Consider the following 25,466-nt stretch of genomic DNA (forward strand, 5'->3'; position numbering starts at 1 on the left):
CCGACCGGCTGTGGACAGTGCCTACGAACGCCCTGGTGAGGCGGTTCTGGCCGCCCCCAGCGCCGCCGGCCGACCACCTCCGGGTCACGGGGGTGGGGCGCCGTGGGCTCCGTGGGCTTGTCGGGGAGGCGGCCCGTGGACCCGTCGGTTCCGGGGAGAGGGGGCCCGGTGGCGCCCTCGGTTCTGGGGCGCGGTGGCCGGGTGGCTCCGCGGGCTGCCCGGGGAGGTGGCCCGGACCCCAGCCTTCACCTCTCGGCCGCCCGGCCTCCGGCCGCCCCGTTCAGGCGCAGACGCGCGAGCCCTTCACCGCCCGCTCGGTCGTCGGCTGACCGCGTCGAAGACCTCCCACGCGGCGCGGCCCAGCCGGGGGCCCGCCAGCCAGGTGTGGCGGGTGGAGGCGATCGCGCTGTTGGAGACGAGGACGGTGGCGCCGTCGCGGTCCACGAACCAGCCGCCGCCGGACGCGCCGCCGGTCATGGTGCAGCCGACCCGGTACAGGCCGGGCGCGCGCCGGGCCGGTGCGTACCGGCCCGGCGGCCCCGTGCAGCGGAACATCCGCGCCCCGTCGTAGGGGTCGGCCGCCGGATAGCCGTACACGCTGACGCCGCTGATCCGGTCGGCCGGCGGCGCCCCGAACCACACAGGGACCGCCGCGCCCACCGTCTCCTCAAGCGAGGCGCCCCCGCCGCCCTCGGGCCGTACGTGCAACACCGCGAAGTCGTACGCGGAGCCCGCCGCGTCCCCGTGCGCCCCGCCGTGCCGCAGCCAGCCGGCCGAGGTCTGCGACCAGTCGGCCCACCACACGCCGTACGGGCTCACGTCCTGCGGCGGGGCCGCGCCGACCCGTCCTGCCGCGCGGCCTCGGTCGTTGTAGGCCGGTACGAAGACGATGTTGCGCATCCAGTTGCCGCGCGCCCCGGAGTGCACGCAGTGGCCCGCCGTCCACACCAGGTTGGACCTGCCGGGCCGGGCCGGGTCGCGCACCACGGTCCCGGAGCAGACCGTCGGCCCCTCGGGGCGGTCGAAGAACACCTTGCCGACCGGCGCCATCGCGCGGTGGTACGGGCGCGGCACCTGCCTCGCGGTGACCGGTTCCGGCGCCGGGTCGGAGCCGCCGGGCGCGGCGCCGACGTCCGTGCCGGCGGCCGTGGCGCCCGCCATCCGCGAGGGCTGCCACAGGTCCTTGACCACCGGGTTGGAGAACGTCTCCGACGCCTTGGCCCGCGGCTCCGCCCCGCTCCGGCCGGCCCCCGGCGACCCGCCGGGCGGCGGCGCGGCACGGTCGCGGCGCTCCCCGGTCGGTGCCTGCGGCCCGGCCGGCCCGCCACCGCCCCACTCGCCCCGCTCGCCGCCACCGGCGCAGGCGGTGAGCAGCAGCACGGAGGCCGTCACCGCCGTGGCGAAGGCCCGCACGGAGCGCACGGAGCGGGTGCTGCGCAGGGCGCGCGCCGCCCGCAGCAGGCGCCCCGCGGGCGTGCGGCGCGCGGGACGCGCCGATGGGGCCGGTTCCGTCGACGATGCCGGTTCCACCGAGGGGGCCGGTTCCGCCGAGGGCGCCGGCCGCGCGGATGGTCGCGCCGGTCGTAACGGCCGCACCGGTCGCGCGGTTCGAACGGTTCGCATGGTCCAACCCTTCCCACGCCCGTCCGGCGCCAACTCGTCCCGTGCCGCCCGAGCCTTGCTGTGCTCCGTGCTCCGTGCCCTGTGCTCTGCGCCCCGGGCCGTCCGAGCCCTGCCGCGCTCCGCCCCGCCCCAGCCGTGCCCCGCCGTGCCTCGCGCGCGTACGCGTACGTACGCCACCGCTCGCCGCGGCTACCCGGCCCGCGGACCTCCTTGCCCGAAGGACTTCCGGGCTCGAAGGGCCGCCGGGCCTGAAGGTCGCCCCGTACCCGAAGGACCCCGCCGCGCGGCGCGCCCGCCACGCGGCGCGGCCGTACGCCTGCCCGTACCCACGGTCAGCCGCACAGCCGCACCTCAAGCTCCGCCCGCGTGCGCGCGCCCGAGGCGTCCCCCGGCGCGCCCCGCAGCAGCCGGCTGGCGCGCCGCTCCCCGCGGAGCTACACGCGCGCCCGCATGACGTGTGCGCCCGCGTCCTGCGCACCGTCGGGCAGCTCCGTGCCGTACCGGTCGGCCAGGGCGGCGTACGGGGTGTTCTCGGTCTCCGCGAAGCCCCAGGCGCGCAGCCGCGCGGCGAGGTCGGCCGGGGCGAAGGCGCTGCGGAAGGGCTCGCCGTGCCTGGCCGCCCACTCCGCCCGCTGCTCGTGCAGGGCGCGCTGCTCGGGCGGGAGCGAACTCGCCGGCTCGCCGTAGTCGAAGACGACCTCCGAACCGGCCGGCAACGAGGCGATGAAGCCGAACGTGGCCGCGAGCGCCTCGTCCGTCAGGTACGGCACCACCCCGAGACACATGAAGAACGCCGGCCGCCCCGCGTCAAAACCGGCCGCCGCGAGCCCGTCGGCGAGCCCGGCTCCCTCGAAGTCGACCGGTGCGAAGGTGAGCGAGGCGGGCACGGCGATGTCGGCGGCCAGCAGCCGCTGCCGCTTCCACTCGTGCGTGGCGGGATAGTCGACCTCGAACACCCGCACCCCGTCGGCCGCGTGCGGATTGCGGTACGCGAAGGTGTCGAGGCCGGCGCCGAGCACGACGACCTGCCGTACCGCCCGCTGCCGCACCGCGACGGCGAGCGCGTCCTCGGCGTAGCGGGAGCGGGCGGCGACGGCGAACCGCACGGCCGCGCGGGCCGGCTCGAACGCCGCCGCGAAGACCGGGTCGTCACCGTCCCCGCCCAAGATCGCCACCGCGTACGGGTCGGTGAACACCCGCCCGCCGTCCAGCTCTTGGTGCGCGGCGCGCAAGGCGGCGGCGCCGCGAGCGGTGAGGCTGGGCTGCCCAACCTGCATGACGTCCTCCCAGGTGTCGCCCCGCCGCGCCGGTGCGCCGGGGCTCATAGGCGAAGATCCCATCGTGTCAGCGGGCCGACGGACCCTTCCATGGCGTCATCGGACTAGATCACGGCGAACCGGGTTCTGGTTTCGGCGAGAACTGGCCGTTTGGAAAAGGAAGTTGATCCCTACCGTGGTGCATGCGGGCGGCCGGTCGGGCTGCGTGCGGAGGGGGGTACCGACGTGTGGCCGCAGGTGCACGCACGCGTGCGTGCGCGTTCCCTTCCCCCGTCGCACGGCTGTCGCGACCGCTCGTACCACCGCACCGCCGCGGCGCTCCCGGCGCCTTAAGTCGGGCCCACCGCGGCGTGTTACGGGCCACCGCGGCGCGCGCCCCGGGCGCGGCAGGCGCACCGTAGCGGGCGGGGATCGCGGTGGAATACCGGCCGTCCGGCGGGCGTTGGCCGGACGGCACCCACATGCAGAGGTTCTGGGGAGGACCGATGACCATCTTGGTCACCACACCCAACGGCGGGGTCGGCCGGTATGTGACCGATGCCCTGCGGGCCCGCGCCGACGTGCGCTTCCTCGTCCGTTCCGAGTCGAGCGTCAGAGCGCTCGGCGAGGTGGCGGGCGAGGTCGTACGGGGCGACGCCACCCGCGAGGACGACGTCAGGACCGCGCTCGACGGCGTGGACCGGCTCTTCCTCGCGCACCCCTTCGCCGCCGACCAGTTGACCGCCGAGACCAACCTTGGTCAGGCCGCGGTCGCGGCCGGCGTGCGCCGCATCGTCAAGCTCGGGGCGATCGACTTCACCACCGAAGGCGCGGAGCCGGACAACGTCACCCGGACCCACGCGGCGATCGTGGAGCGGCTGCGCCAGGCCGACGTGCCGGAGCTGACGATCCTGGAACCGGACCGGTTCTTCCAGAACTTCCTGCCCGCCGCGCCCGCGATAGCCGCCGGCACGCTGGCGGACCCGGCCGGCCCGGGTGCGCGCGCGTACGTGGACGTGCGGGACATCGCCGAAGTCGCCGTCGCCGAACTCCTCGCGGAGACGCCCGTCGGCGGCTCCATCGAGGTCACCGGCCCGCAGCCGCTGACCCTCGCCGAACTCGCCGACCACTTCGGGACCGCCTTCGGCACCGCGGTGGAGTACGTCGACGTCCCGATGGACGACGCCTGGCGGGCGGGCCTGGCGGCGGCCGGCGTCGACCCGTACGTGATCGACGGCCTGGCCGGCCTCTACCGCAACTACCACCGCGACGGGGTGGCCCGCACCGGCGACGGCGTCCAGCGGGTGCTGGGCAGGCAGCCGCGCTCCGTCGCGGACTTCGTGCCGCAACTGGTGGCGGCTGCGGCGGCGTAGCGCGCTCGGGCCCGACGGCGGTGCGGTAGGGCGCGGCGGCGGTGCAGCGGGGGCCGACGTCGGCGCGGGCCGCGGTGCGGACGGCGGCTCGGCCCGGGCGGGCGCCGGCGCGGGTGGCCCGGGGCGCGCTGCTGCGGGTGGCTCAGGCGACTACCGGCGCGGCCGACCTCGCGTGCGCGTGCGCGGGATCGGCCGCCCGCCCGCCGGCAGGCCCACCCGCGTACTCACCCGGGTCCCCGTCCGCACCCCCACCCGCGCCCTCATCCAGCACCAGGGCGTTCTTCGCGCGCGTGATGGACTCCTCGCTGGCCATCCCGCCCGCGTTCTCCGTGGCCAGGGCCTGGTTGAGCGCGACGTACGGGCGCATGCGCCGTTCGTAGGCGGCGAAGGCGGTGCGGTGGTCGCCGGCCGCCTTGCCGAGCTCGTCGGCCAGTACGTACGCGCCGACCAGCGCCAGGCTGGTGCCCTGCCCGCTGAGCGGCGACGGGCAGTAGCCGGCGTCGCCGATGAGCACGATCCGACCCGTCGACCAGCGGTCCATGTGCACCTGGGCCATGGAGTCGAAGTAGAAGTCGGGCGCGGACCACATCGCCCGCAGCAGCCGCGGGGTGTCCCCGCCCAGATGCGACATCTGGGCGGTGACCAGCGCCTTCTGCTGCTCGACGGCGTGGTGGTCACAGTCGACAGGACCGCCGACGAAGCCGAGCGTGGCCCGCAACTCGGTGTTGCCGCGCACCGGGTAGACGCAGTAGCTGCCGGTCTCGTCCTGGAGCCACTGCTGCCAGTCCTCCAGGTGCAGGAAGTTGTCCGTACTGAAGACGGCCACGTGCGCGCCGGTCGGCCGCAGGAACTCCCGCTCCGGCCCGAAGGCCAACTGCCGCACCTTCGAATGCAGCCCGTCGGCCCCCACCACCAGGTCGAACCTCCGGTCGGCGGCCCGCTCGAAACGCGCGGTCACCCCGTGCGGCCCCTCATCGACGGCCACCAGTGAATCCCCGAAGAGGAACTCCACCTCGCCCCGCGTCCGCTCGTACAGCAGCCGGTTCAGGTCCTCCCGCAACACCTCGATGTCCGCGCTGTCGAGCCGCCCGCTGCTGAACGCCTCCTCGTACGAGTGCCACAGCTCCTCGCCCGCCGCGTTGAACATCGTCATGCCGCGCATCCGGGTGCGCAACTCCCGCGCCGGAGCCAGCAGGTCCATCCGGTCCAGCACGTCGAGCGCGACGCCCCGTACGTCGATCGCGTGCCCACCGGGCCGCAACCCGGGCGCCCGCTCGACGACCGTCGGCGCATAGCCCCGCCGCCGCAGCCAGTGCGCGGCGGCGAGCCCGGCGGCGCTGGCCCCGGAGATCAACACGGTCCGTGTGGCGTTCATGCCCTCAGTGCCCTTCATGGCGGTCCCTCCGCAGGGGTTCGTACGACGGTTTCGTACGGTGTACGCACTGAAATGTACGGCGTACGCAGCACACTGCAAAGCCCCTATTTTCCAGGCTGCACTGGGTCTCTGTACTAGGTGCTGAGGGTGATGTTTGGGGTCTCCGCTGGTAGCCTCTGTGCTAGTACAGAGGGAGGGGCGTGTATGAGTGCCGCGAAAATTCCGCCGTATCAGCGGGTGGCCGCCGAGATCAGGCGCCGCATCACCGAGGGCGAACTCGCACCGGGCGACCGGGTCCCCTCGACCCGCCAGGTCGCCCGGGAGTGGGGCGTAGCCCTGGCCACGGCCGCAAAGGCGCTCACGGCCCTGCGCCAGGAAGGTCTGGTACGGGCGGAGCCGCGGGTGGGGACCGTGGTGGTTGAGGGGGGCGGGGCGGCGGCCGGGTCGACCGAGGGGCACGGGAGAGCTGCGGCGCGTGGCTCGGCTGGGGCCCGCGGGCCGGTGGAGGCGCGGGGTCCGGCCGGGGTGCGGGGGCCTGTGGTGCGGGGTCCGGCCGGGGCGCCGGGGCCGGCCAACGCGCAAGGTCCGGTCGAGATGCGGGGATCGGGCGAGACGCGCGGATCGGGCGGAGTGCAGGGGCCGGTCGGGGCGCGCAGGCGCGGCGCAGCGCCCCGTACGCACCCCACGCCCGCCCCGGAGCGCGAACCGGCACACGAACCGAGGCGCGAACCGCCACACGCACCAGCCCGCGAACTGACGCGCGAACTGACGCGTGAACGCATCGTGCGCACCGCCATCGAGGTCGCGGACGGCGAGGGTTTGGCGGCGGTCTCCATGCGCAGCATCGCGGCCCGGCTGAACGCCGCCACCATGTCGCCCTACCGGCACGTGCACAGCAAGGACGAGTTGGTGTTGCTGATGGCCGACGCGGCCTTTGGCGAACTGCGCCTGCCCCAACCTGCCCCCACCCACTGGCGGACCCGACTGGAGCTCGGGGCCCGCTCCCTGTGGGCCCTGCACCAGAAGCACCCCTGGCTGGCCCAGATCGGCCCGCTCACCCGTCCCCTCCTGCTGCCGCACCTGATGGTCTACTCGGAGTGGATGCTGGCGGCCCTGGACGGCCAGGGCCTGCCCCCCACGACGATGATCGACCTGAACGTGCTGCTCTACAGCCATGTGCAGGGCATCGCCGTCCAGTTGGAACGCGAGGCCCAGGCCGCGAGCGCCACCGGCCTCTCCGACGACCAGTGGCTCGACCACCAGGAACCCGCCCTGGCCGCCCTCACCGACTCCGGCGACTACCCCACCTTCAACCGCGTCATGGATTCCATCGGCACCACCGGCTACGACCTGGACCTGAGCCGCCTCTTCGAACTCGGCCTCGGCTCCGTGCTGGACGGGGTGGCGGTGCTGATCGACGGGCGGGCCGGATAGGGCGGGCCGCAAGGGTCCGCCGATGCCCCGGCCCGGCGGTGAAGTGCGGGAGGACCTCGGCGTCGTCGACTGACGCGGGGGGCGCCCCTTGGCGCCGAGCCGGGCGGCGGTGATGCCGCCCGGGCGCGGCGTCTCGCCCGTACGTACTCGGTACGGCGCTCCCACCGCCCGCCCCGCCCGCTCCCGAGGCCGGTTGGCGCTACGGGCCGGGCCGCCGGGCGTGCGCCGGGCCGCGCCACTGGGCGTGCGCCGGGTCGCCGGGTAGGGGCCGTTTCACCCATCAGGTCGGTTCACCCGTCAGGAGTGCACCCGGCTCGCCGCCTGGGCAGCGGACCGGGATGCGGGAACGATCGGGCCGCGGGGACCGGACGGGACGGGACGAAGGGGCGAGATGAGCGGTACGACCTCAGGCGGCAGCGGCCGGGCCCCCTCCGACCCGGCCCTGCCCGGCGACCGTTCCCGCCCACCCCGCCGCGTCGTCCGGGTCGCCGTCGTGCGTGCCTGGTGCGTCGCCGTCGGTCTCGTCACCGGCTACTACCTGCTCCCCATGGACGACCGGCGCACGGCGGGCACGGGCGTGCTGCTGGTGTGCGGCCTGCTCGCGGTGGTGCTCGTGTTCTGCTGGGAGGTACGGACCATCGCACGTTCCCCCCATCCGCGGCTGCGCGCCATCGAGGGGCTGACCGCCACGCTGCTGCTCTTCCTGGTCCTCTTCGCCGCCTCCTACTACCTGCTGGCCCGCTCCGCGCCCGACTCCTTCAGCGAGCCGCTGACCAGGACGGACGCGCTGTACTTCACCCTGACCACATTCACCACGGTCGGCTACGGCGACATCTCGGCACGCTCCGAGGCCGCGCGGGCGCTCACGATGGTGCAGATGGCGGGTGGCCTGCTGCTCGTCGGCGTCGCCGTCCGGGTACTGGCGGGCGCCGTGCAGGCAGGGCTGGCCCGACAACACGACGAGCCACCACCCCCACCGCCCCCCGGCACCGACCCTACGAAGCGACCGGAGGCCGGGGCCTGAGCACTGGCAGGCACCCGCTGCCCCTACCGCCCCGCGGTTGCGCGTTTGCTGGTTGCTGTTTGTTGGCAACGGCACCGCTGCGCCCACAGGTTGCGCAGCGGCGGTGACCGATCGCCTGCCAGGCCAATACCGCAGGCTCGCCCTGCACCGGATCTGCACCGCAGCAAGAAGGCCCTCCCGTCCGCCGGACGAAAGGGCCTCTGACCAGGTCTTTCTCTGTGCCCCCGGCAGGATTCGAACCTGCGACACCCGCTTTAGGAGAGCGGTGCTCTATCCCCTGAGCTACGGAGGCGGGGCGTGTCCCTCGGGTGGGTGGCGGTCGTGGTGGGACCGCTTGGGTTCCTGGGGGACTGGGCCGTCGTTGAGGGCGGCCCAGGACAGGGTAGCGGATGGGGGTGTGTTCGGGTGGGGTGGGCCGGGGTTGGGTGGGGGCTGGGGTGGGGTTAGCCGCCGAAGTGCCACGTCACCGTGTTGTTCGTGGTGACGAGGGTGATGAGGACGGCCAGGTCGGCCACGCCCAGGGTGAGGCCGAGGAGGGCGCGGCCCTTGCGTTGGGTGTTGCGGAGGAGGGCGAGGGTGGCCAGGGCTATGGCGCAGGGGCCGAAGACGAGGTTGAAGAGCAGGAGGCCGATGAGGCCGAGTACGAAGGAGGCCACGGCCATGCCGTCGGCGTCGCGGGGGCCGGTCGGGTGGTGGACGGCGCTGGTTCCGGTGGCGGGAGGGGCGGTGGGGGACTTTGGGGGCGCGGTGGTGTGATGCGGGGCGGTGAGGGCGCTCATGGCGGCTCCTTTCGCTGTGGGGGTGGGTCAGTGCCTGGTGCGCGCCCGGCGCTCGCGGAGGGTGAAGACGAGGAGCCAACTGGCAATGACCGTGGCCGCGATGAGGAAGACCGGCAGCGACGTATGGGCCGCGGCTCCGATCAGGAGGCTCATCAGGAGGAAGACAGCGACGAGGAAGAGCATGGCGGTCCTTTCTCGGTGAGGAGCGATCGGACGGCGTGTGGGGTGGTGGCGTACGGCGGGTGCACGGGTTTTCGGTGAACAGTTGGGGTGACGACTGTTCACTCAGTTCAGTCTACGGTGGCCAAAGTCGGAGAACGGTTGTTTACTGAATGACATGAGTCACACGGTCGGGGTCAGGCAGGCCCAGAAGCAGAAGACCCGGCAGGCGCTCCTGGACGCGGGGCTGCGGCTGCTCGCGGAGCAGAGCCTGAGCAGCCTCGGCCTGCGCGAGGTGACCCGTGTGGTGGGAGTGGCGCCCGCCGCGTTCTACCGGCACTTTCGGGACATGGCCGATCTGGGGGTGGCGCTGGTCGAGGAGGCGCTGGGCAGTCTGCACGGGATGATCCGGGACGTACTCGCCGAACAGGACGGCGACGAGGAACGGATCGAGGGCACCGTCGACGCGGTGGCCCGCCACGTCCGTGCGCATCCGGCGCACGTGAGGTTCATCGCCCGTGAACGACACGGCGGCGTACGCCCCGTGCGGGAGGCCATCGCCGCGCAGTTGGGGCGCTTCGTGGACGAGGTGGCCGCCGCGTTCGCCGTGCCGTTGGAGGCGGAGGGGTGGAGCGCCGAGGACGTGCGGATGTTGGCGGAGCTGTACGTGGATCACATGGTGATGACCGCCGCCGCGTTCCTGGAGGCGGCTCCGGACCGTACCGCTCCGGATGGCCCGGCTGCGGATCTCACGCACCCGGGCCGTACGCATCAGGTCCCTGCGCACCCAGACCCTGCGCACCCAGACCCTGCGCATCAGGACCGTACGGCCGTAGCGTCGGACGATGCCGCCGACGGCGGCGGGGCGGCCGGCGGTCCCGCGCGGGAGGTGGCGACGGCGGAAGCGGTGCGTGCGGCGGAGGCCGCGGAGGCTCGGATCGCCGCGACGGCCCGTAGCCAACTGCGTCTGATCAGCCTCGGTCGACAGCACTGGCGAGCCCCGTGAACCGGCCGGCTCCGGGCCCTGTGGGGTGCGGAATTCCGTAGGGGTGCGTCGGGTGGGGTCAGTTTGAGCTGCCGCGGCGGGTGATTTTGATGGTGTAGTCGCCGTTTCGGGTGTGACCGGTGACGGCGATGCTCACGCGTACGCCGTGTCGGTTGTCGTGAAACGTCTGGCCGGGGGTGAACGTCGCGTCGCTGAGGTCCGCGTGGACGTTGGGCAGTTGGGGACAGCTCTGGGGTTCGCTGATCGGCGCGCTCCACGGGCGGAGGCCGCTGCGGTACGGGGCGAGACGGCTCAGGCGGTTGGCCGGCGTGTTGCCGGTCGTGGTTCGTGTGGTGGGGGCGGATGGGCGCGTGGGGGCGCCGGGGCGGGGGAGGGGGGCTGCGCGCCGGGCGTCCATGACCGTTACGGGACCTTGCCCCGACTCCTTGTGGACGTCCACCCAGTAGATGAGGACGCCGGGTTGGCAGACGGCTGCGTCGTTGCCCTCCCGCGTACGGGCCTCCATGGCGTACCCGCCACGGGGTGACACGGGGAGGAAGACCACCTTGGTGCCGCCGGGGCGGGCGAGGGGGCTGAGGGTGTGTCGGGAAGTTCCCGGGCGGGCGGTTGCACGGGGGCTCTTGGTGGCGCAGGCGACTTGCCGCGCACTCAACCAGCCCAGTTTCCACTTGTGCCAGCCGATGACATCGTTGTTGGCGCCCCAGTCCTCGGACATCAGATCCCAGTGGCCCGCGTGTTGCGCGCCGGCTGCGGTGTAGAGGTCGGGAAGGCCGAAGGAGTGGTTGTTCTCGTGCGGGAGCACCCGGTACCCGGTCTCGTGCAGGGTGCCCGTGCCGTCGTCCTGACGGCTGTAGACGAACGAGACATTGGCCAGGCGTACGCCGTCGGCGCGCGGGGCACTGTCGTTGCCCGCGAAGGTCACCGACAGCACGGTCTGCGCGGCCGGTGGCCCGGCGTTCGGCGTGACCAGCACGTTGACCAAGTCGTACCGGCTGAAGTCCACCCGCTCGTCGGCCGCGGCCACCAGGTCGTCCAGCAGCCGCCGGTAGCCGGGCTCGTACGGGCTGCCGCGCTCGATCCCGTACGAGGCGAAGGGGTGCGGCATGCGCAGCCAGCGGCGGATCGGCGTGTCCGGGCGGTAGTCGAGGCGCCCGTACGAACTGCGCGCGAACCACTGTGAGGTTTGTGGGAAGAACTCCGCGAAACGTTGCCGTGCGGTCCCCTCGCCCGGGGTGCCCGGGAAGTCGATCATGAGGGTGAGCGCGCGCACCGTGCCGGTGCTGCGGCTGTAGTTGCCCTCGGTCGGTATGCCCTCGGCCAGTTGGGCGCCGCCGTGGGTGGGGAGGGCGCAGGGGAGGTCGGCTGCGCCCCGGGTGGTCTCGGTGTCACCGGTGGTCTGGGTGGTTCCGGCGTCTTTTGTGTCTTCGGCGTCATGGGCGTGGGGCGGTGCGGGGGGGCGTCCGGTTCGGCCGGTCTGGGCTGGGTCGGAGTCGGGGCGGTCCGCCGTGCCGTCGGCTTCGTCTGCGGACCTGCCCGCGGCCTCGTCGCGCCGGGTGGCCGTCCCGTCGTCGGCGTGGGTCTGGTGCGACTGCGACTGGTCGTCCGTGGGGCCCGGCTCGGTGGTTTCCCACTCGGTGGGGAGCGGGGGGCGGCCTGGCGGAGTCGCGGTCGTGACCTCCGGAGCGGTGGGGGCCGCCGGCATCAGCGCGGCGACCGCCGCGGCGGCCAGCAGGACGACACGGGGCGTACGACCTGCGCGTATTCGCTCGTGGCCGGCGATGGCGCGGCCGTGACGACCCGTTGCCGAGGCGGGTGGCGCCGGGGCGGGTGAGTGGCGGGTTGCTGGGGGCTTGGGGGGTGGTGAGGCGTGGGGGGAAGGGGGTGGGGATATTCGGGAGGTGGCGGATTTAGGGGGTATAGGGGGATGGCTCTCGGGGGCGCGCAGGGGGCGGGCCGAGGGCGTTGCACGGCTGGTACGGGGCGGCGCCGGGGGTGTTGTGTGTTCGTCTGCGTCGTAGGGGGGCCCGTCGGGTTCGCGGGCGGCGTTGTCGCCGGGGTCGCGGTGTCGCATGCCGGTCCCGCCTTCGTGGCCGAGGCAGCCGGGGCGGGTGCTGATGGCTGCGCTGTGCGACCCACCCTCCCGAGCGCAGGGGCGCTACGCGCGCCGAGTGCGCCCGTCCGCGCGTAATCGGTGCGCCGGTTGGGTGCTGTGGTGCGCGGAGTGCGGGCGTGGCGGGAAGCGCGGGAGGTGGGGGAACGGGGCGGAAGGGTGGGAAGCGGCTGCGTGCAGGGGTGTGATGTGCGGGGTGGGTGATGCACGGGTGGGTGGTACGTGGGTTGGCTTGGGCGTGGGTTGGGGTTACGGGTGCGCTATGTGGCGGGTGGGGTTGGGGTGCCTGGTCGGTGAGGCTTGCGGGGGGCTTACGGGGTCTTCTGGGGGCGGCCCGGGGCGCTGCTGCGGGGTGAGTGGGGCTGCTGGGGCGGTCGGTGGGTGAGGCGGAACCGTCCAGCGGGCCCGTGGCGGAATGGCGGAGGCCCCGGGCGCCGTGCCGCGCGACCGGAAGGCGCTCGGCCGGTTGTGGAAGCGGCCCGGGCGGGCGGAACCGCTTTGCGGAGGCACAGCCGGCGGGGCACGGATGGCCCCTCGGGTTCGTAGCGATGCACGCCGCGGGCGGCCGGGTAGGCCCGTATGCGATCAGTGCGGCGCCTCTGACCTGCGGAGATGGAGGGCGGGGGAGCGGGGGGAGGGCGTCGCGGGGGCCGTTCCCCGGGGCTGCCGGCCCCACCCTTCGAGAGTGTGTTCCAGTTCACATTGGTTCGCGAAATATCCGGGGAGGGGCTCCCCGTTTAACCGGGTGACTTCAGAAACGGGGACTAGGTCCCCGGAACGAGGACCCGAGACCTAGGTCAGGGGAATCGCTCCGGGGTGGGGAAGTGGAGCGAGACGGGGCGGCGGCGCAGCACGGGGGACGTGCGGCGCGCCGATACCGCATCGTGCGACGGATCGCCCGGAAACCGCGGAAGTCGTCGGCAGCCGCAGACGTCACAGCCAGACCCGTCACGACGGGCGGGACCGTGCGCCGGCGGCGAAGGAACAGCACGTCAACGCTGCCGAACACGGCAGGTGAGCGAGCCGGGGCCACGGCCCCGGCAGGTGAGATTGGAGAGTGGATGTGACCGCCACCAGCCCGGCGAAGGTCTCGCAGCCCCGGCTGCGCGCGGACGCGCTGCGCAACCGGGAGCGGATCGTCGCGGCGGCGCGCGAGATGTTCGTCGAGCACGGGGCCGAGGTCCCGCTCGATGAAATCGCTCGACGGGCTGGGGTAGGAAATGCCACGCTCTATCGGCACTTCGCGGATCGTAGTGAGCTGGTTCACCACGTCGCCCTCTCCGTCATGGACCGCATAGCGGATCGGGCGGACGAGGCCAGGGCGCAGGAGTCGGATGCCTTCCAGGCCCTTCGGCGCTTCGTGCACCAGGCGGCTGACGAGCGGATCGGCGCGCTGTGCCCGCTCATATCGCACAGTCCGGACAGGGGACACCCTGACCTGATGGCCGCACGTGATCGCCTCAACGCAAGCATCGAGGCAGTCATGAGCGACGCGCGGGAGAGCGGTCAACTGCGTACCGACATAGCCGTCGGTGACCTGATGGTCGCGGTCACCCAGCTCACTCGACCGCTGCCCGGCCTGGGGTCATCGCCTCGGGCGCACGATTCCGGGTGCGGAAGCGTCTGTATGGACTTCGACCGCTTCGTTCACCGGCATCTCCAACTGTTCCTGGACGGGCTGGCCACACCGGCCCGTTCGGAACTCCCCGGAACGGCCGCAACCTTGGAGGACCTGCGCCCCACGACCTGAGCCCCGGATCGCGTCGCCGATCCGCACTCGCGCCGCCGACCGTCATCGTCGGCGCCCCCTGTCACCCTCGGGCCCCTGCATGCCTCCCGCGTCACCGGCCCGCCGAGTCCTGCACTTTCACTCCCGTCTCGCTAGGTAGGCCCCCTCATGCCAGAAATGGCCAAGCAAGCTGACCCCAGGCGCTGGAAAGCGCTGCTCTTCATCGCCCTCGCGCAACTCATGGTCGTGCTCGACGCGACCATCGTGAACATCGCACTCCCCTCGGCACAGGAGTCGCTCCACATATCCGAGGGCAACAAGCAGTGGGTCATCACGGCCTACGCCCTCGCCTTCGGTGGACTCCTGCTCTTCGGCGGTCGCCTCGCTGACCTGTGGGGACGCCGCCAGACGTTCATCATCGGGCTGCTCGGCTTCGCCGCCGCCTCCGCGATCGGCGGCGCCGCGGTCAACACCGGCATGCTGCTCGGCGCCCGCGCCCTCCAGGGCGTCTTCGGCGCGCTGCTCGCGCCCGCCGCGCTGTCGCTGCTCGCGGTCACCTTCACCGACCCGAAGGAGCGCGCCAAGGCGTTCGGCGTCTTCGGTGCGATCGCCGGTGGTGGTGGCGCCGTCGGTCTGATCCTGGGTGGTGTGCTCACCGAGTACATGGACTGGCGCTGGACGTTCTACGTGAACATCCCGTTCGCCGTCGTCGCCGTCGCCGGCGCGATCATGGTGATCAGCGAGCCCAGCGACAGCCGTAACCCCTCCAAGCTCGACATACCCGGCGTCATCCTGGCCACCACCGGTCTGGTCTCGCTGGTGTACGGCTTCACCCGGGCCGAGGAGGACGGCTGGACCGCGGGCGCCACCATCGGCCTCTTCATCGCCGCCGCGGTGCTGCTCGCCGCCTTCGTGGTCGTCGAGGGCAAGGTCAAGAACCCGCTGCTGCCGCTGCGCGTCCTCACCGACCGCAACCGCGCCGGCGTGTACATGTCGCTGGGCCTCGCGGTCATCGGCATGTTCGGCCTGTTCCTCTTCCTGACCTACTACCTCCAGGTCGTGAAGGACTTCAGCCCGGTCACCACCGGCCTCGCGTTCCTGCCGATGATCGCCACGATGATCACCGGTTCGACCCAGATCGGCGCGCGTCTGATGACCCGGGTCCCGCCGCGGCTGCTCATGGGCCCCGGCTTCCTGGTCGCCGCGATCGGCATGCTGCTGCTGACCCAGCTCGACACCGAGAGCTCGTACGCCGGGCTGATCCTGCCGGCGCTGCTGCTGCTCGGCCTGGGCATGGGCACCGCGTTCATGCCGGCCATGAGCCTGTCGACGCACGGCGTGCAGCCGCGTGACGCGGGTGTCGCCTCCGCGATGGTCAACACCTCGCAGCAGGTCGGCGGCGCCATCGGCACCGCGCTGCTCAACACGATCGCGGCCAGCGCCACCACGGAGTACTTCAAGGACCACGTGAAGAGCGAGGGCCCGTCCGCGGGGCTGAAGATGACGGCCCTGGTCGAGGGGTACACGACCGCGATCACCTGGGCCGTGGTCATCCTCGTGGTGGCCTCGGCGATCGCCTTCACGCTGATCAACACCGGCCCGCAGAGCGGCCCGGCCGCCGCGTCCTCCGGGGACGGCTCGGAAGACGACGTTCCGGTGCCGGTGATGGCGCACTGACCTCGGACGAGTCCCCGCGGCGCCCGGTGCGCCGCGGGGAGTACGGGAGGACTGGCCTGCTGCCGCGTTCGGTACGTAGTTCGATACGTAGCGGCAGCTAGCGAGGGGCCCCCGCCGTTGGACGCGCATGGCGACAGCGTCCGATGGCGGGGGCCCCGTGCGTGGGGTCTCCGTACGGGGGATCTCCGAGTGCGGGGGCGGGCGCCGCCCGCCGTGTTCGGGGTACGCGGAGCGAGCGGCCGGCGGAAGCCCGTACCGCCGGCGCGGGGCTGGTGCTGCCTGCGCTAGCCCGTACGACCAGCGAGCCGGCGCTGCCGTCGATGGCAGCGCCGCTGGGGGGGCGGAGCCGTCGGGAAGGGTCAGCGCTGCCAGGGGAGGTCGGCGCCGCCGCGCTCCGGCTGGAGGCCGTTGGCGATGACGCGGCAGATCTCGCCGAGTTGGCGCACCTGCTCGTCCGAGAGCCGATCGAAGATGGCGTTGCGGACCGCGTCGACGTGACCGGGTGCGGATTGGCTCAGCACCTTGTACCCCTCGTCGGTAAGCACCGCGTTCTGACCGCGCTTGTCCGACGCGCAGTCCTCGCGCTGCACCCAGCCGTGCTTCTCCAGTCGGGACACGGCGTGCGAGAGTCGGGACCGGGTGATCTTCGCGCTCCGCGCCAGTTCGGTCATGCGCATCTGCCGACGCGGCGCGCGCTCCAGGAGCACCAGGAGTACGTAGTAGGTGTGCGGCATGCCGGCATCGCGCTGCAACTGGCGGTCGAGATGGTCCTCAAGAAGCGTGGAGGCGTGCATGTACGCCTGCCAGGTCTGCTGCTCCTCATCGGTGAGCCAGCGCGGCTCGGACTGGGGTCCACTCGTCATGACATCCACTGTTTCACTCGGAAAGCTCTTCTTGAAGTTTAAACAAGTGCGAGATGCAGCCATTCCCCTGGCGTGACGAACCCCCCGTTTTCCTTACGGGGAGTCACGCCGGTCTTCCCCCGCGGGTGCGCGCGCAGGGGGCGGCCCGACGCCCATCGACGTGCGGTGGGGCGCCGGGTCGGCTCAGTTGCATGGTCCACCAATCCACTGGCCGCGCAGGGCTTTTTGATCATCTCTGCACGTACGGGCAGGGCTCTCCGGGGGCTCAACCTGTCCGAGATCGTTCGTTTACTTAACATGGCATGGCGTCAAACGACCGATGGCTATCGCTTGGGGACCACTTGGGGCGTGGCGCTCGGTTGCGCAACGGGCTGAAAAGCGCCGCGACCGGTGCGGCATGTGCTCGTCAAAGCTGTCCGAAAGGCGTCGTGCGGGCCCGGGGTGCCCGATACGGCGGTGCGCGGTGTCCGTATCCGGCGGTGCGCGGCCCGAGAGGGGAGGCCCGCCGGGCCCGTCGGCGCCCTACAGCGGCGACTCGATCAAGGATTGCGCCCGCAGCGCCGCGACCAGGGCCTGATCGTCACTCGGCTCCGGGTGCGCACCTGCGCCCCTACGGCTATCCGCACCCCTAGCCATGCGCGTACCCCCACCCGTATCCGCGCGCGTACCCGTACCCGTACCCGCGGCTGCGCCCGCAACCGCACCGTGCGCCGTACGTGCGATCGCGCCCGTGGTGTTCTCCGTGACGTCGTCCGTCACGACGCCATCTGTCACGAGGCCATCTGTCACGACGCCATCCGTCACGACGCCGGAGACGACGTCCAGCACGGTGTCCGCGAACTTGATCACATGCTCGTCGCCGTGTGCCGCCGCGTGCGCGAAGACCTCTTCCGGGGTCATCGAGGCGGCCCGCTCCGTCGTCTCGCGCCCCGCCGGCGCGGGGGCCGCGGGCTGGTAGATGGACATGATCGCGGCCACCGCCGGCCACACCGCGCGGAGCGAGGGTGCCCACAGTTCCTGCGGCAGGGCGGGCAGCGTACGGAGAACGGCATTGGGTGCGGTGGCCGCGTGCACCAGCATGATCGGGTCACCGTGACCGTGCGTCGCATAGCGTTGGGCACTGCTCCTGACCAGCCGGCTGAGCTGCGCGTACGCCAGGTCGGGAGCCTCCGGTGCGTACAGTGCGGCGGTCGCTTCCGGCCAGCGGGGAAGGCGGGGGAGCCGGGCGATCCGGTCGAGGATGCCGCCCTGCGGGTCGGTCAGCCGTGGGAGCGCGGCGAGCGCGTGCTCGGGGTCGGCCGTGCCGGCGGGGACGACCGGGACGGGTAGGGGCTGGTACCGGGCCGCCCAGTAGCCGAGGGCCTCGGCGAGTTCGGCCAGCCGCGGGCCGCCCGCGGTGGGCGGGGTGGCCGTGACCAACGCCGCCGGGGCCGGACTCCTGGCGCCGGGGTGGGCAGCGGGGCGGCGGGCGCGGGCGGCGGCCCGTTCGTCGTCGAGCAGGGTGCGTACGGCGTGGCCGACCCGGATCAGCGGGTGCGTCGCGGAGGCGAGGAGGCCGGGCAGCAGCCGGGGCCACCACTCGACCAGCACCTCCCGCCACGGCCGCTCGTCCATCTGGCGGCCGAAGAAGTCGGCCCAGTCGGTGAGGTGTCGCGGGTCGCCGAGCGCCTGGTGCCAGGTGGCTTCGGTGATCGTGGAGACCGGTTGCGGTCGGTCTTCCAGCTTGCTCCGGTAGTAGTCGAGCCAGCCGTGTACGGTGGCCGCCTGACCGTGCTTGACCAGGGCTTCGACCGCCATCGGTGCATGGTTGGACAGCCAGCCCGCCCGCTCAGGGCCAGTGCTGTGGAGGCGCTCAAGGGCTTCGTCGAGGGTGCCGCTCGTGTCGTCCATATGCCGACGCTAGGGAGCTGCGGGCCCGCTCGGAACGGTCGCGAGGACCGACTTCCGCCGGTCCATGGGACTGGTCCGCGAGACCGACGCCCGAAGTCCTCGGCCTCGCGCTGCCGTGCTTTCCGGGCCGGCCGGGGGGCGTCGGGCAGGTGGGGCCGTCTGGGCTATTCGTACTGTCCGAGCTGTCCGGATCTGCCGGGTCCCTTTGGGTCTTCCGGATCGGCAGGTTCCGCCGGTTCGTACCGGCTGCGCCGCGTCAACGCGACTGCAACCGCGTACGGAACACGTACAGCGCGCAGACGCCCATGATCACGCCGAGGAGCAGGCCCATCATGGCCGACTTGAAGACCGTGGCGCCGCTGAGCGCGTACAGGAAGCCGAAGGCGCAACCGAAGGCCGCCCCGTACGCGAGCGCCTTCGCCTCGGTGATCATCGAACTCTGCGCGCGGCCGATGAGGAAGCAGACGCCGATGCAGACGGCCATCCCGATCAGCCCGACGATCGTGGACTTGCCGGGGGACGAGCCGCCGTCGTGTTCCAGGAAGCCTACGTACGCGCCGAAGACCAGCCCCAGTACGAGCGGAACCGACCAGGCGTAGGTGTGGTGCTCGACGTACCGCGCGGTCGCACCCGGCTTGCGCGGGCGCGCGTGCCGGGGGCCGTGCGAACGGGGCTGCGGATGCGTGTGGGTCTGCGTCATGACGGGTCCCTCTTCCCTCGCCACCCCCGATCGAGAGCCGGGGCGCACCTTCCACGGCACACCCGCCCGCAGCACTCGGCAACTCGATCAGCGGAGCGTCACCCGGTGCTTGGTGGTGGGTGGGGCGCTGACCTGGGGGTATGTGTGTACGTGTACGTGTACGGCTCTGGCAAGAATTCCGTAGGCGGAGATCACTTCGGTGACACGGACTACAGCTCCACGTAGCGGCGGCGTAGGTGGGCGATCAGAACGACGCGGTGGCGGAGGAGTGAGACGTCTGCGCGGCCGGCCATCAGGTGTTTCTGTAGTTTGACGTCGGTGATGTGGCCTTCGTTGACGCGGGCGCGGTGGGCTCATAGGCTCCTGTAATCGCTCCTCGCCCACCGGCAGATCAGTCTTTGAGTCGCTCTGCTAGCCGGTCGCGGATGTGCGTAGCGGCAGCAATGCGCTCGTCGAGGGCGGCCAGCCGGGCGCGCGCCTTTTCCAGTGCGAGGTGGCAGACCGGGCTGCCGGGCTGGGTGAAGTCGGCGGGGATCTCACGGTCCAGGACATCGACGAAGGCCTGTACGTCGGCGAGAGTGAAGCCGAGGCTGAGCAGCTCCCGGATGTGGCGCACGCGCCGCACGGCGCTCTCGTCGTAGTCGCGGTACCCCGCCGGGGACCGCCGCGGCGCCAGCAGCCCGTGCTGCTGGTACCAACGCAGTGCCCGAGGCGTCGTACCTGCGGCGCGGGCGGCTTCTGCGATCTGCATGCCTGCCATGGTCACACGCGGACGACGAGACCGCCGGCATAGCGGCCGGCCAGGAGGTCGATGAGGGCCTGCGGCGCGCGGTCCAGGCCGTCGACGACCGTGAATGGCTCGCGCAGCCCCAGCCGGTGCCACTCCTCGTGCAAGTGGGGGTGGTCGGACGCGGTGAACCCACGCAGGGTGATGCGCTTGCCGATCAGCGTCATCAGGTCGAGTTCCACGGCGGGCGGGTCGCCGCCGAGCTGGTGGGCGAGGGCTCCGCAGAGCGCGATCCTTGCCCCGGGCCGTGCGAGCTGGACGGCCTCGCGCAACTGTTGGCCGCCGACGGTGTCGAGCACTGCGTCGACGCCGGCCGGCGCCGCGTCGGCCATGCTGCCCGTGTGCCGGTCGTACACGGCGTCGTAGCCGAGGCCGGCGGCACGGCCGGGGGAGCCGGTGCTGCCCACCACGCGGGCTGCGCCCAGCAGGCGGGCGATCGGAGCGGCAATGCTGCCGACCGCGCCTGTCGCCCCGGTCACCAGGACCGTGTCGCCGGGCTGTACCTGGGCCGCGGCCCGCAGGCCCACGTAGGTGGTCAAGCCCTGTCCCAGGTGGCGCATCGCCTCCTCGGCGGAGGAGACCGGATCGATCTTCTCGTAGGTGTCGACGACGGCGTATTCACGCCAGCCGCGGCTGTGCCGTACCCAGGTGCCGGGAGCCAGCTCGGGATCGGTGGAGGCCACCACCTCTCCCACCGCAGGTCCGTGCATGACCTCGCCCACCTGGTAGGCGGGCATGGGCGCCGCGGTACCGCTGATGAGGGTGCGCATGGCGGCGGTCAGGGACATCCATCGGTTGCGCACGACCACTGGTCCGCTGATCAGGGACCGGGTCTGTTGAAAGAGGCCGTGCGTGAGCGGCTGGCCGAGGGGAACGTGGGTGTCGAGGCGAACCTCGCGCGAGTCGAAAGCCATGCGCCGATCGTCGGCCTTGACGTAGGCGTCAAGGTCAAGCCCAGCTCCTGGGATGTCCCGCATCGCCGGACGCGATATCCCGTGGCGAAATCTGGGCGGGCCCGTCACGGACGTGTGGCTGCGGCGGGAACCGTCCCCTCTCCCGATACAGAGAGGCGGGAGCCTTCCTCGACGCCGCCTGTCGGCGTACTCGTACTCGTACTCGTGTACATGGACGTGGGCCGCGGTGGGCGGAGGGGGGCCGCTTACGGGAGTGGGGTGGAGTGGAGTTTTGATGGGGCGGGACGGGTCACCTGTGGTGGTGTGGTGCTGGTGATACCCGCAGTGGTGGCTGGGTTATGACTCGTGGCGGCCGGGGCCGGAGGGGCGGGGTGGGCCGGCGGGGCGTGGTCCGGCCGGGCCGCGGGGCGCAGGCTCGGGCCCGGAGCCGCCGTCGGGGCCCGCGACGGGGCGACCGGCGGCGGGCCGAGCAACCAGAAGCGGGCTCATGTCGTCTACAGGGTGGGAACACAGCCTCGGACGACGTCGTTCGAGGTTGGAGCACCCGACGAGTGACGTGACGGCCGTCTCACGGGGGCCGCGGTGACGATGGTTCGTACCAGCGTCGACGGCGCCTTCAGTACCCGCCGTGACCTGCGCTTCCCGATGATCCACTGACATGTGGCCTCCCTTGCGGCGGGACAGGGTACTGCATGATCACGAAAATAGCGGGACCGCAGGGGAATTCTGTCCGGTTTCCACTCGTTGTTTCCATCGGACGGGGTACTTGCAGGGTCCAATGCCCACTACCTCGACCAGCACGATCCCGCGACCGACTCATCGCAAGGGAGCACGCATGGCAACCCGTGCCGTCGCCCGTCGTCAGGCTGGTGATTCCGGTGCTACCGGTAGTACCGCCACTGGCAGGGCAAGCAGTGTTCGCGCCGTAGGCGGGGAGATCGCCGACCGCGACCTGGTCGGCATGTACCTCGACGAAATCGCACGTACGCCGTTGCTCGACGCGGCCAAGGAAGTCGAGCTATCGCAGACCATCGAGGCGGGTGTGTACGCCCAGCAGATCCTCGACGGTGAAGTGGAAGAAGCCGCAGCGGCGGGCGCGACCCGCGAGGAGCTGGAGGCGCTGGCCGCCGAAGGGCTCCGGGCGAAGGACGTCTTCATCCGTTCCAACCTGCGCCTGGTGGTGGCGGTGGCGCGCCGCTATCCGCGCAGCGGCCTGCCCCTCCTCGACCTGATCCAGGAGGGCAACGCGGGCCTGGTCCGCGCGGTGGAGAAGTTCGACTACGCCAAGGGCTTCAAGTTCTCCACGTATGCGACCTGGTGGATACGTCAGGCCATCACGCGCTCCATCGCCGATCAGTCGCGCACCATTCGGCTCCCCGTCCACCTGGTGGAGGAGCTCGGCCGCATCCGTCGGGTGCAGCGCGAGTTCAACCGGGAGAACGGCCGCGACCCGGAGCACACCGAGATCGCTGCCGAGCTCGGCTCCACGCCGGAGCGCGTCTCGGACGTACTCGACTGGGCCCGCGATCCGGTCAGCCTCAACATGTCCGTCGACGACGAGGGCGAGACCCAGTTCGGCGACCTGCTGGAGGACACCTCGGCGGAGTCCCCCGAGCAGTCCGTCCTGGTGATGCTGCGCCGTGAGGGCCTCGACGACCTGATCGGGCGCCTGGACGAGCGCACTGCCTCGATCATCAAGGCGCGGTACGGCATGGAAGACGGCCGCGAACGCACCCTGACCGAGGTCGGCAAGCAGCACGGCCTCACCCGGGAACGGATTCGGCAGATCGAGAAGCACGCCCTGCTGGAACTGAAGAAGATGGCCCGCGACACGGGCTTCGACGCCGCCGCCTGACGCCACCCGAACCCCTGCTATCCGCGGTTTCTTGCCGCGGGGGCGGGGGCGGGGGCGGGGGCGGGGGTTTTGGGGTTGGGGGGCTTGGGGGCCTTGGCGGGCTTGGGGTTTGTTGGGTGGGGTGGGGTGGAGCTTGCTCTCTGGGGGGCTCCCCCTCCCTCCTCCCCTCCCCCCCATCCCCTCCCCCCCCACCCACCCCGCCCCACCCCACCCCGAACTCTCCTCCGGCCCCAGCCGGCGTGACCCCGGCCCGGCGTGACCCCGGTCCCGGCACCGCCCCAGCCCAGTCCCGTCCCTGGCGTCTGCGGGCAGCCGCCCAACCAAATCCGCTGGCCCTGCCGCCTGCCGCCTGCCGCCTGCCGCCTGCCGCCTGCCGCCTGCCGCCTGCCGGCTCCGTCTCAGCGCTCCGTCTGCCTGCCGGGCTCGTACAGCTCCCGGTATGACGGGAAGACGCCGCCGGGCCCGTCGATGCTCTCGGCGGAGAGCATCGCGTCCACCACTGCCTGCATGAGGACGTCGGCGCCGGCTGCCAGTACCTCGTTGAGCGCTCCCGCTGCCCGGTGCACCCCGAAGGCCGCCGTGTTCGGCAGGCCCGCCGTGGCTGGCGCGGCGGCTGCGTCCAGCGAGTGTCCGCCGGTGGCCAGCGCGAAGACGGTGTCCCCGTCAGAGAGCAGGTGGACCGGTCGTATGGCACGGGCCAACCCGTCGTGGGCGGTGCCCGCCAGCTTCTGGGCCTGGGCGCGGGTCAGGTCGGCGTCCGTGGCGACGATGGCCAGCGTCGTGTTGAGCGGCGGGGCTACGGAGGTCGCCTGGCGTCGTTCGGACTCCTCCCGTGCGAGCCGTAGTCGCCGCTGCGCCTCGTCGTGCCGGCCCGGCGACACCGGCTCGTAGAACCTCCCTCTCTCCGCGCGCTCCCTCCCTGCCTCCTCTCCTCCTGCCTCCACCGCCCGGCCCTGCTCATGACTCGCGCCCTGCCGGCTGCCTGATCCCACTCCACCCGACCCTGCCTCCCCCGAACCCACACCCACACCCACGCCCACAGCCGAACCCACACCCGCGCCCGTATCCCGCGGCCCTTGCGGCCCGTGTCGCTCCTGCTGCTCCGCTCGTACCTGGTGTTCCTCGTACGGTCGGTGATGGTCCTCGTACGGCCGGCCGTAGAGCGTGCCGTACAGGCGGCCGGTGTGCGGGTCGATCGTGGAGCCGGCTGCGTTGACGATGGCGAGGGCGGCGACCGTGATGCCCGAGGGGAGCACGCTGCTCGCGGTGCCCACGCCGCCCTTCACCCCGCCGGCGACGGCTCCCGCGCCGGCCCCAACGTTGCCGCGCGCCGCGCCACCGGCCCCGTCGTCGGCCGCGACAGCGGCTGCCTCCCTGCCGAGCGCCGCGTCCGGCCTGGCCCGCCAGTCGCCGCCGCGCCCCAGGTCGAACAGGGCGGCGGCCGGGACGACCGGTACGACCTGACGCGGGTCGGGCCCGACCCGGAAGCCGCGGCCCTGGTCTTCGAGCCACGCCAGCACCCCGGAGGCCGCGTCCAGGCCGAAGGCGCTGCCGCCGGTCAGTACGACGGCCTCGACGCGCTGCACCAGGTTCCGCGGGTCGAGCGCATCGGTTTCCCGCGTGCCGGGGCCGCCGCCCCGTACGTCGACCGCGGCCACTGCGCCACCCTCGGGCGCGAGCACCACGGTGGTGCCGGTCAGCCAGCCCGATCCGCACCGCTGTGCGTGCCCGACGCGCAGGCCCGCCACGTCCGTCAGGGCGTTCCGCGGGCCGGGCCGCGGGGCCGGGGCCAGCGCATAGCGGCCCTTTTGTCCGGTTGCCTCGTCTGCGTCAGCCATGGGGCCATGCGTATCACGCGTCGATCGGTGGGCCGCGGGTACGCGGGAGCCGTACCCGTCCGCGTAGGCGGAGCGCGCTCCCTTGGCCGTGCTGCGGTCCAACGGTCTTGCGGATGCGCCGTGTTGAGCGTGGTCGGGACTCGATGCTGTGGCAGTCTCTTGCGGAGCGGTCGGTCGCCCGGGGGCGGTTGCCGCGTACGGTGCCGGGTGGTGCCCGCGCCCGCAGCGCCGATGGCGAGGGGTGCGGGTGCGTGCGGGGCGAACGGGGGCGAGCAGGGGCCGCCCCGACCCGGAGCGCAGCGTTCCGGCGGCGCGGCGAGTCCCCTTCGTACCGGCCCGGCGGAGGGCAGAACTCCGTGTCGACCGCGCTGTGACGAACGTCTGCGACCCGCTTGACGTGCGCGTCTAGCGTTCGTTGATGGGACGTCAACGCAAGTCGGCGACGCTCTTCTCATGTTCGCCGTATCTGACACCATCGCACTGGCCGCCGCTACCCGCTCCGTCGCCGCGACTGCGCCGGGGACCGTATCAGGTGGCCCGAGTGAGCCGGTGGCGCTGCGTTGGGTCGGCGAACAGGGGCGGGCCGAGGAGTTCACCCATACGCAACTCCTCGACCAGGCGACCCGCGCGTCAAGCATGCTGACCAAGCTTGGCGTGGGCTCCGGCGACCAGGTGGCGGTCATGTTGCCGCTGGTGCCGGAGTCGGTGGTCACCACGCTCGCCTGCGGCCGTCTCGACGCGTCCCGTGTCTCGCTGCCCATGGGGGAACCAGTGGGGGCACTGCGCGAGCGGATCAGGGAGTCCGGTGCACGTGTGCTCGTGACCGTAGATGGGGTGCTGCGGGGCGGGCGGGCGTACGGGTTGAAGACTGCGCTCGACCGGGCGCTGGCGGGATGTTCCGAGGTAGAAGCTGTGCTGGTGGTGCACCGGCTGGGGCTTCCGATCCGCTGGGTTGCGGGTCGGGACCACTGGTGGCACGAGAACCTGGCAGCCACTCGGTAGATCGAGAGCCGCACCAGAGGGACGGGGAAGGGTGATCCCGTCCCGCCGCGTTCCGCGGCTGCCGGTTGGGGG

Annotated in this window: 19 protein-coding genes, 1 tRNA gene and 1 pseudogene; 8 read left to right on the top strand and 13 right to left on the bottom strand. The window is 72.4% G+C overall.

The window, feature by feature from the left end; translation table 11 throughout:
• Nucleotides 1-303 precede the first annotated feature (303 nt).
• Nucleotides 304-1,422 carry a trypsin-like serine peptidase gene (locus ACMA1D_RS06500; protein WP_414722907.1) on the bottom strand — a complete coding sequence of 373 codons (1,119 nt, stop codon included), beginning with the start codon at nt 1,420-1,422 and terminating at the stop codon, nt 304-306.
• 635 nt (nt 1,423-2,057) lie between these two features.
• Nucleotides 2,058-2,948 (bottom strand): class I SAM-dependent methyltransferase, encoded by an 891-nt coding sequence (locus tag ACMA1D_RS06505; RefSeq protein ID WP_414722908.1) that lies wholly within the window; start codon nt 2,946-2,948, stop codon nt 2,058-2,060.
• 437 nt (nt 2,949-3,385) lie between these two features.
• Here ACMA1D_RS06505 and ACMA1D_RS06510 point away from each other — a divergent pair, with 437 nt between their 5' ends.
• Nucleotides 3,386-4,252, top strand: coding sequence for an NAD(P)H-binding protein (locus ACMA1D_RS06510; RefSeq protein ID WP_414722909.1), 867 nt, complete (start codon nt 3,386-3,388; stop codon nt 4,250-4,252).
• A 142-nt stretch (nt 4,253-4,394) separates the two neighbouring features.
• On the opposite strand, the gene ACMA1D_RS06515 is transcribed toward ACMA1D_RS06510, so the two are convergent.
• A complete protein-coding gene (locus ACMA1D_RS06515) occupies nt 4,395-5,645 on the bottom strand; it encodes an FAD-dependent monooxygenase (RefSeq protein WP_414722910.1) in 1,251 nt (416 codons plus the stop codon).
• Nucleotides 5,646-5,831: 186 nt separating this feature from the next.
• On the opposite strand from ACMA1D_RS06515, the gene ACMA1D_RS06520 reads away from it, so the two are divergent.
• Entirely contained in the window at nt 5,832-7,061 is a 1,230-nt protein-coding gene (locus ACMA1D_RS06520) for a GntR family transcriptional regulator (RefSeq protein ID WP_414722911.1), read from the top strand.
• A 391-nt stretch (nt 7,062-7,452) separates the two neighbouring features.
• Nucleotides 7,453-8,085, top strand: coding sequence for a potassium channel family protein (locus ACMA1D_RS06525; RefSeq protein WP_414722912.1), 633 nt, complete (start codon nt 7,453-7,455; stop codon nt 8,083-8,085).
• Nucleotides 8,086-8,304: 219 nt separating this feature from the next.
• Here the strand turns inward: ACMA1D_RS06525 and ACMA1D_RS06530 are convergent.
• The 3 genes from ACMA1D_RS06530 to ACMA1D_RS06540 all read right to left on the bottom strand — a co-directional run bounded on the left by ACMA1D_RS06530 (nt 8,305) and on the right by ACMA1D_RS06540 (nt 9,047).
• A tRNA-Arg gene (locus ACMA1D_RS06530) sits at nt 8,305-8,377 on the bottom strand.
• A gap of 151 nt (nt 8,378-8,528) precedes the next feature.
• Nucleotides 8,529-8,864: a DUF4190 domain-containing protein gene (locus ACMA1D_RS06535; protein ID WP_414722913.1), complete on the bottom strand. Its 336-nt coding sequence runs from the start codon at nt 8,862-8,864 to the stop codon at nt 8,529-8,531.
• Between the two features lie 27 nt (nt 8,865-8,891).
• Nucleotides 8,892-9,047 carry a hypothetical protein gene (locus ACMA1D_RS06540; RefSeq protein WP_414722914.1) on the bottom strand — a complete coding sequence of 52 codons (156 nt, stop codon included), beginning with the start codon at nt 9,045-9,047 and terminating at the stop codon, nt 8,892-8,894.
• A gap of 154 nt (nt 9,048-9,201) precedes the next feature.
• On the opposite strand from ACMA1D_RS06540, the pseudogene ACMA1D_RS06545 reads away from it, so the two are divergent.
• Nucleotides 9,202-9,741, top strand: a pseudogene (locus tag ACMA1D_RS06545) (TetR family transcriptional regulator); the annotation flags it as partial.
• Nucleotides 9,742-10,087: 346 nt separating this feature from the next.
• Here the strand turns inward: ACMA1D_RS06545 and ACMA1D_RS06550 are convergent.
• Nucleotides 10,088-11,731: a M6 family metalloprotease domain-containing protein gene (locus ACMA1D_RS06550; RefSeq protein ID WP_414722915.1), complete on the bottom strand. Its 1,644-nt coding sequence runs from the start codon at nt 11,729-11,731 to the stop codon at nt 10,088-10,090.
• A gap of 1,471 nt (nt 11,732-13,202) precedes the next feature.
• On the opposite strand from ACMA1D_RS06550, the gene ACMA1D_RS06555 reads away from it, so the two are divergent.
• On the top strand, nt 13,203-13,889 hold the full coding sequence (locus ACMA1D_RS06555; protein ID WP_414722916.1) for a TetR/AcrR family transcriptional regulator: 687 nt from the start codon (nt 13,203-13,205) through the stop codon (nt 13,887-13,889).
• Between the two features lie 147 nt (nt 13,890-14,036).
• Nucleotides 14,037-15,545 (top strand): MFS transporter, encoded by a 1,509-nt coding sequence (locus tag ACMA1D_RS06560; protein ID WP_414722917.1) that lies wholly within the window; start codon nt 14,037-14,039, stop codon nt 15,543-15,545.
• A gap of 359 nt (nt 15,546-15,904) precedes the next feature.
• Here ACMA1D_RS06560 and ACMA1D_RS06565 read toward each other — a convergent pair whose 3' ends face one another.
• From ACMA1D_RS06565 to ACMA1D_RS06585, 5 genes are all read right to left on the bottom strand, one after another.
• The gene (locus tag ACMA1D_RS06565; protein ID WP_414722918.1) at nt 15,905-16,408 is read right to left on the bottom strand and encodes a MarR family winged helix-turn-helix transcriptional regulator; all 504 of its coding nucleotides are present in this window, start codon (nt 16,406-16,408) and stop codon (nt 15,905-15,907) included.
• A 522-nt stretch (nt 16,409-16,930) separates the two neighbouring features.
• Nucleotides 16,931-18,298, bottom strand: coding sequence for a questin oxidase family protein (locus ACMA1D_RS06570; RefSeq protein ID WP_414722919.1), 1,368 nt, complete (start codon nt 18,296-18,298; stop codon nt 16,931-16,933).
• Between the two features lie 256 nt (nt 18,299-18,554).
• Nucleotides 18,555-18,998 carry a hypothetical protein gene (locus ACMA1D_RS06575; protein WP_414722920.1) on the bottom strand — a complete coding sequence of 148 codons (444 nt, stop codon included), beginning with the start codon at nt 18,996-18,998 and terminating at the stop codon, nt 18,555-18,557.
• Between the two features lie 391 nt (nt 18,999-19,389).
• Entirely contained in the window at nt 19,390-19,749 is a 360-nt protein-coding gene (locus tag ACMA1D_RS06580; RefSeq protein ID WP_414722921.1) for a MerR family transcriptional regulator, read from the bottom strand.
• Nucleotides 19,750-19,760: 11 nt separating this feature from the next.
• Nucleotides 19,761-20,699 carry a zinc-binding dehydrogenase gene (locus ACMA1D_RS06585; protein ID WP_414722922.1) on the bottom strand — a complete coding sequence of 313 codons (939 nt, stop codon included), beginning with the start codon at nt 20,697-20,699 and terminating at the stop codon, nt 19,761-19,763.
• Nucleotides 20,700-21,534: 835 nt separating this feature from the next.
• On the opposite strand from ACMA1D_RS06585, the gene ACMA1D_RS06590 reads away from it, so the two are divergent.
• Nucleotides 21,535-22,554, top strand: coding sequence for an RNA polymerase sigma factor RpoD/SigA (locus ACMA1D_RS06590; protein ID WP_414722923.1), 1,020 nt, complete (start codon nt 21,535-21,537; stop codon nt 22,552-22,554).
• Nucleotides 22,555-22,952: 398 nt separating this feature from the next.
• Here ACMA1D_RS06590 and ACMA1D_RS06595 read toward each other — a convergent pair whose 3' ends face one another.
• Nucleotides 22,953-24,392, bottom strand: a complete 1,440-nt coding sequence (locus ACMA1D_RS06595; RefSeq protein ID WP_414722924.1) for a P1 family peptidase — start codon at nt 24,390-24,392, stop codon at nt 22,953-22,955.
• A 453-nt stretch (nt 24,393-24,845) separates the two neighbouring features.
• On the opposite strand from ACMA1D_RS06595, the gene ACMA1D_RS06600 reads away from it, so the two are divergent.
• A complete protein-coding gene (locus ACMA1D_RS06600; RefSeq protein WP_414722925.1) occupies nt 24,846-25,394 on the top strand; it encodes an AMP-binding protein in 549 nt (182 codons plus the stop codon).
• The last annotated feature ends 72 nt before the right edge of the window (nt 25,395-25,466 follow it).

The organism is Streptomyces sp. 796.1, from assembly GCF_047525675.1.
Lineage (GTDB): Bacteria > Actinomycetota > Actinomycetes > Streptomycetales > Streptomycetaceae > Streptomyces.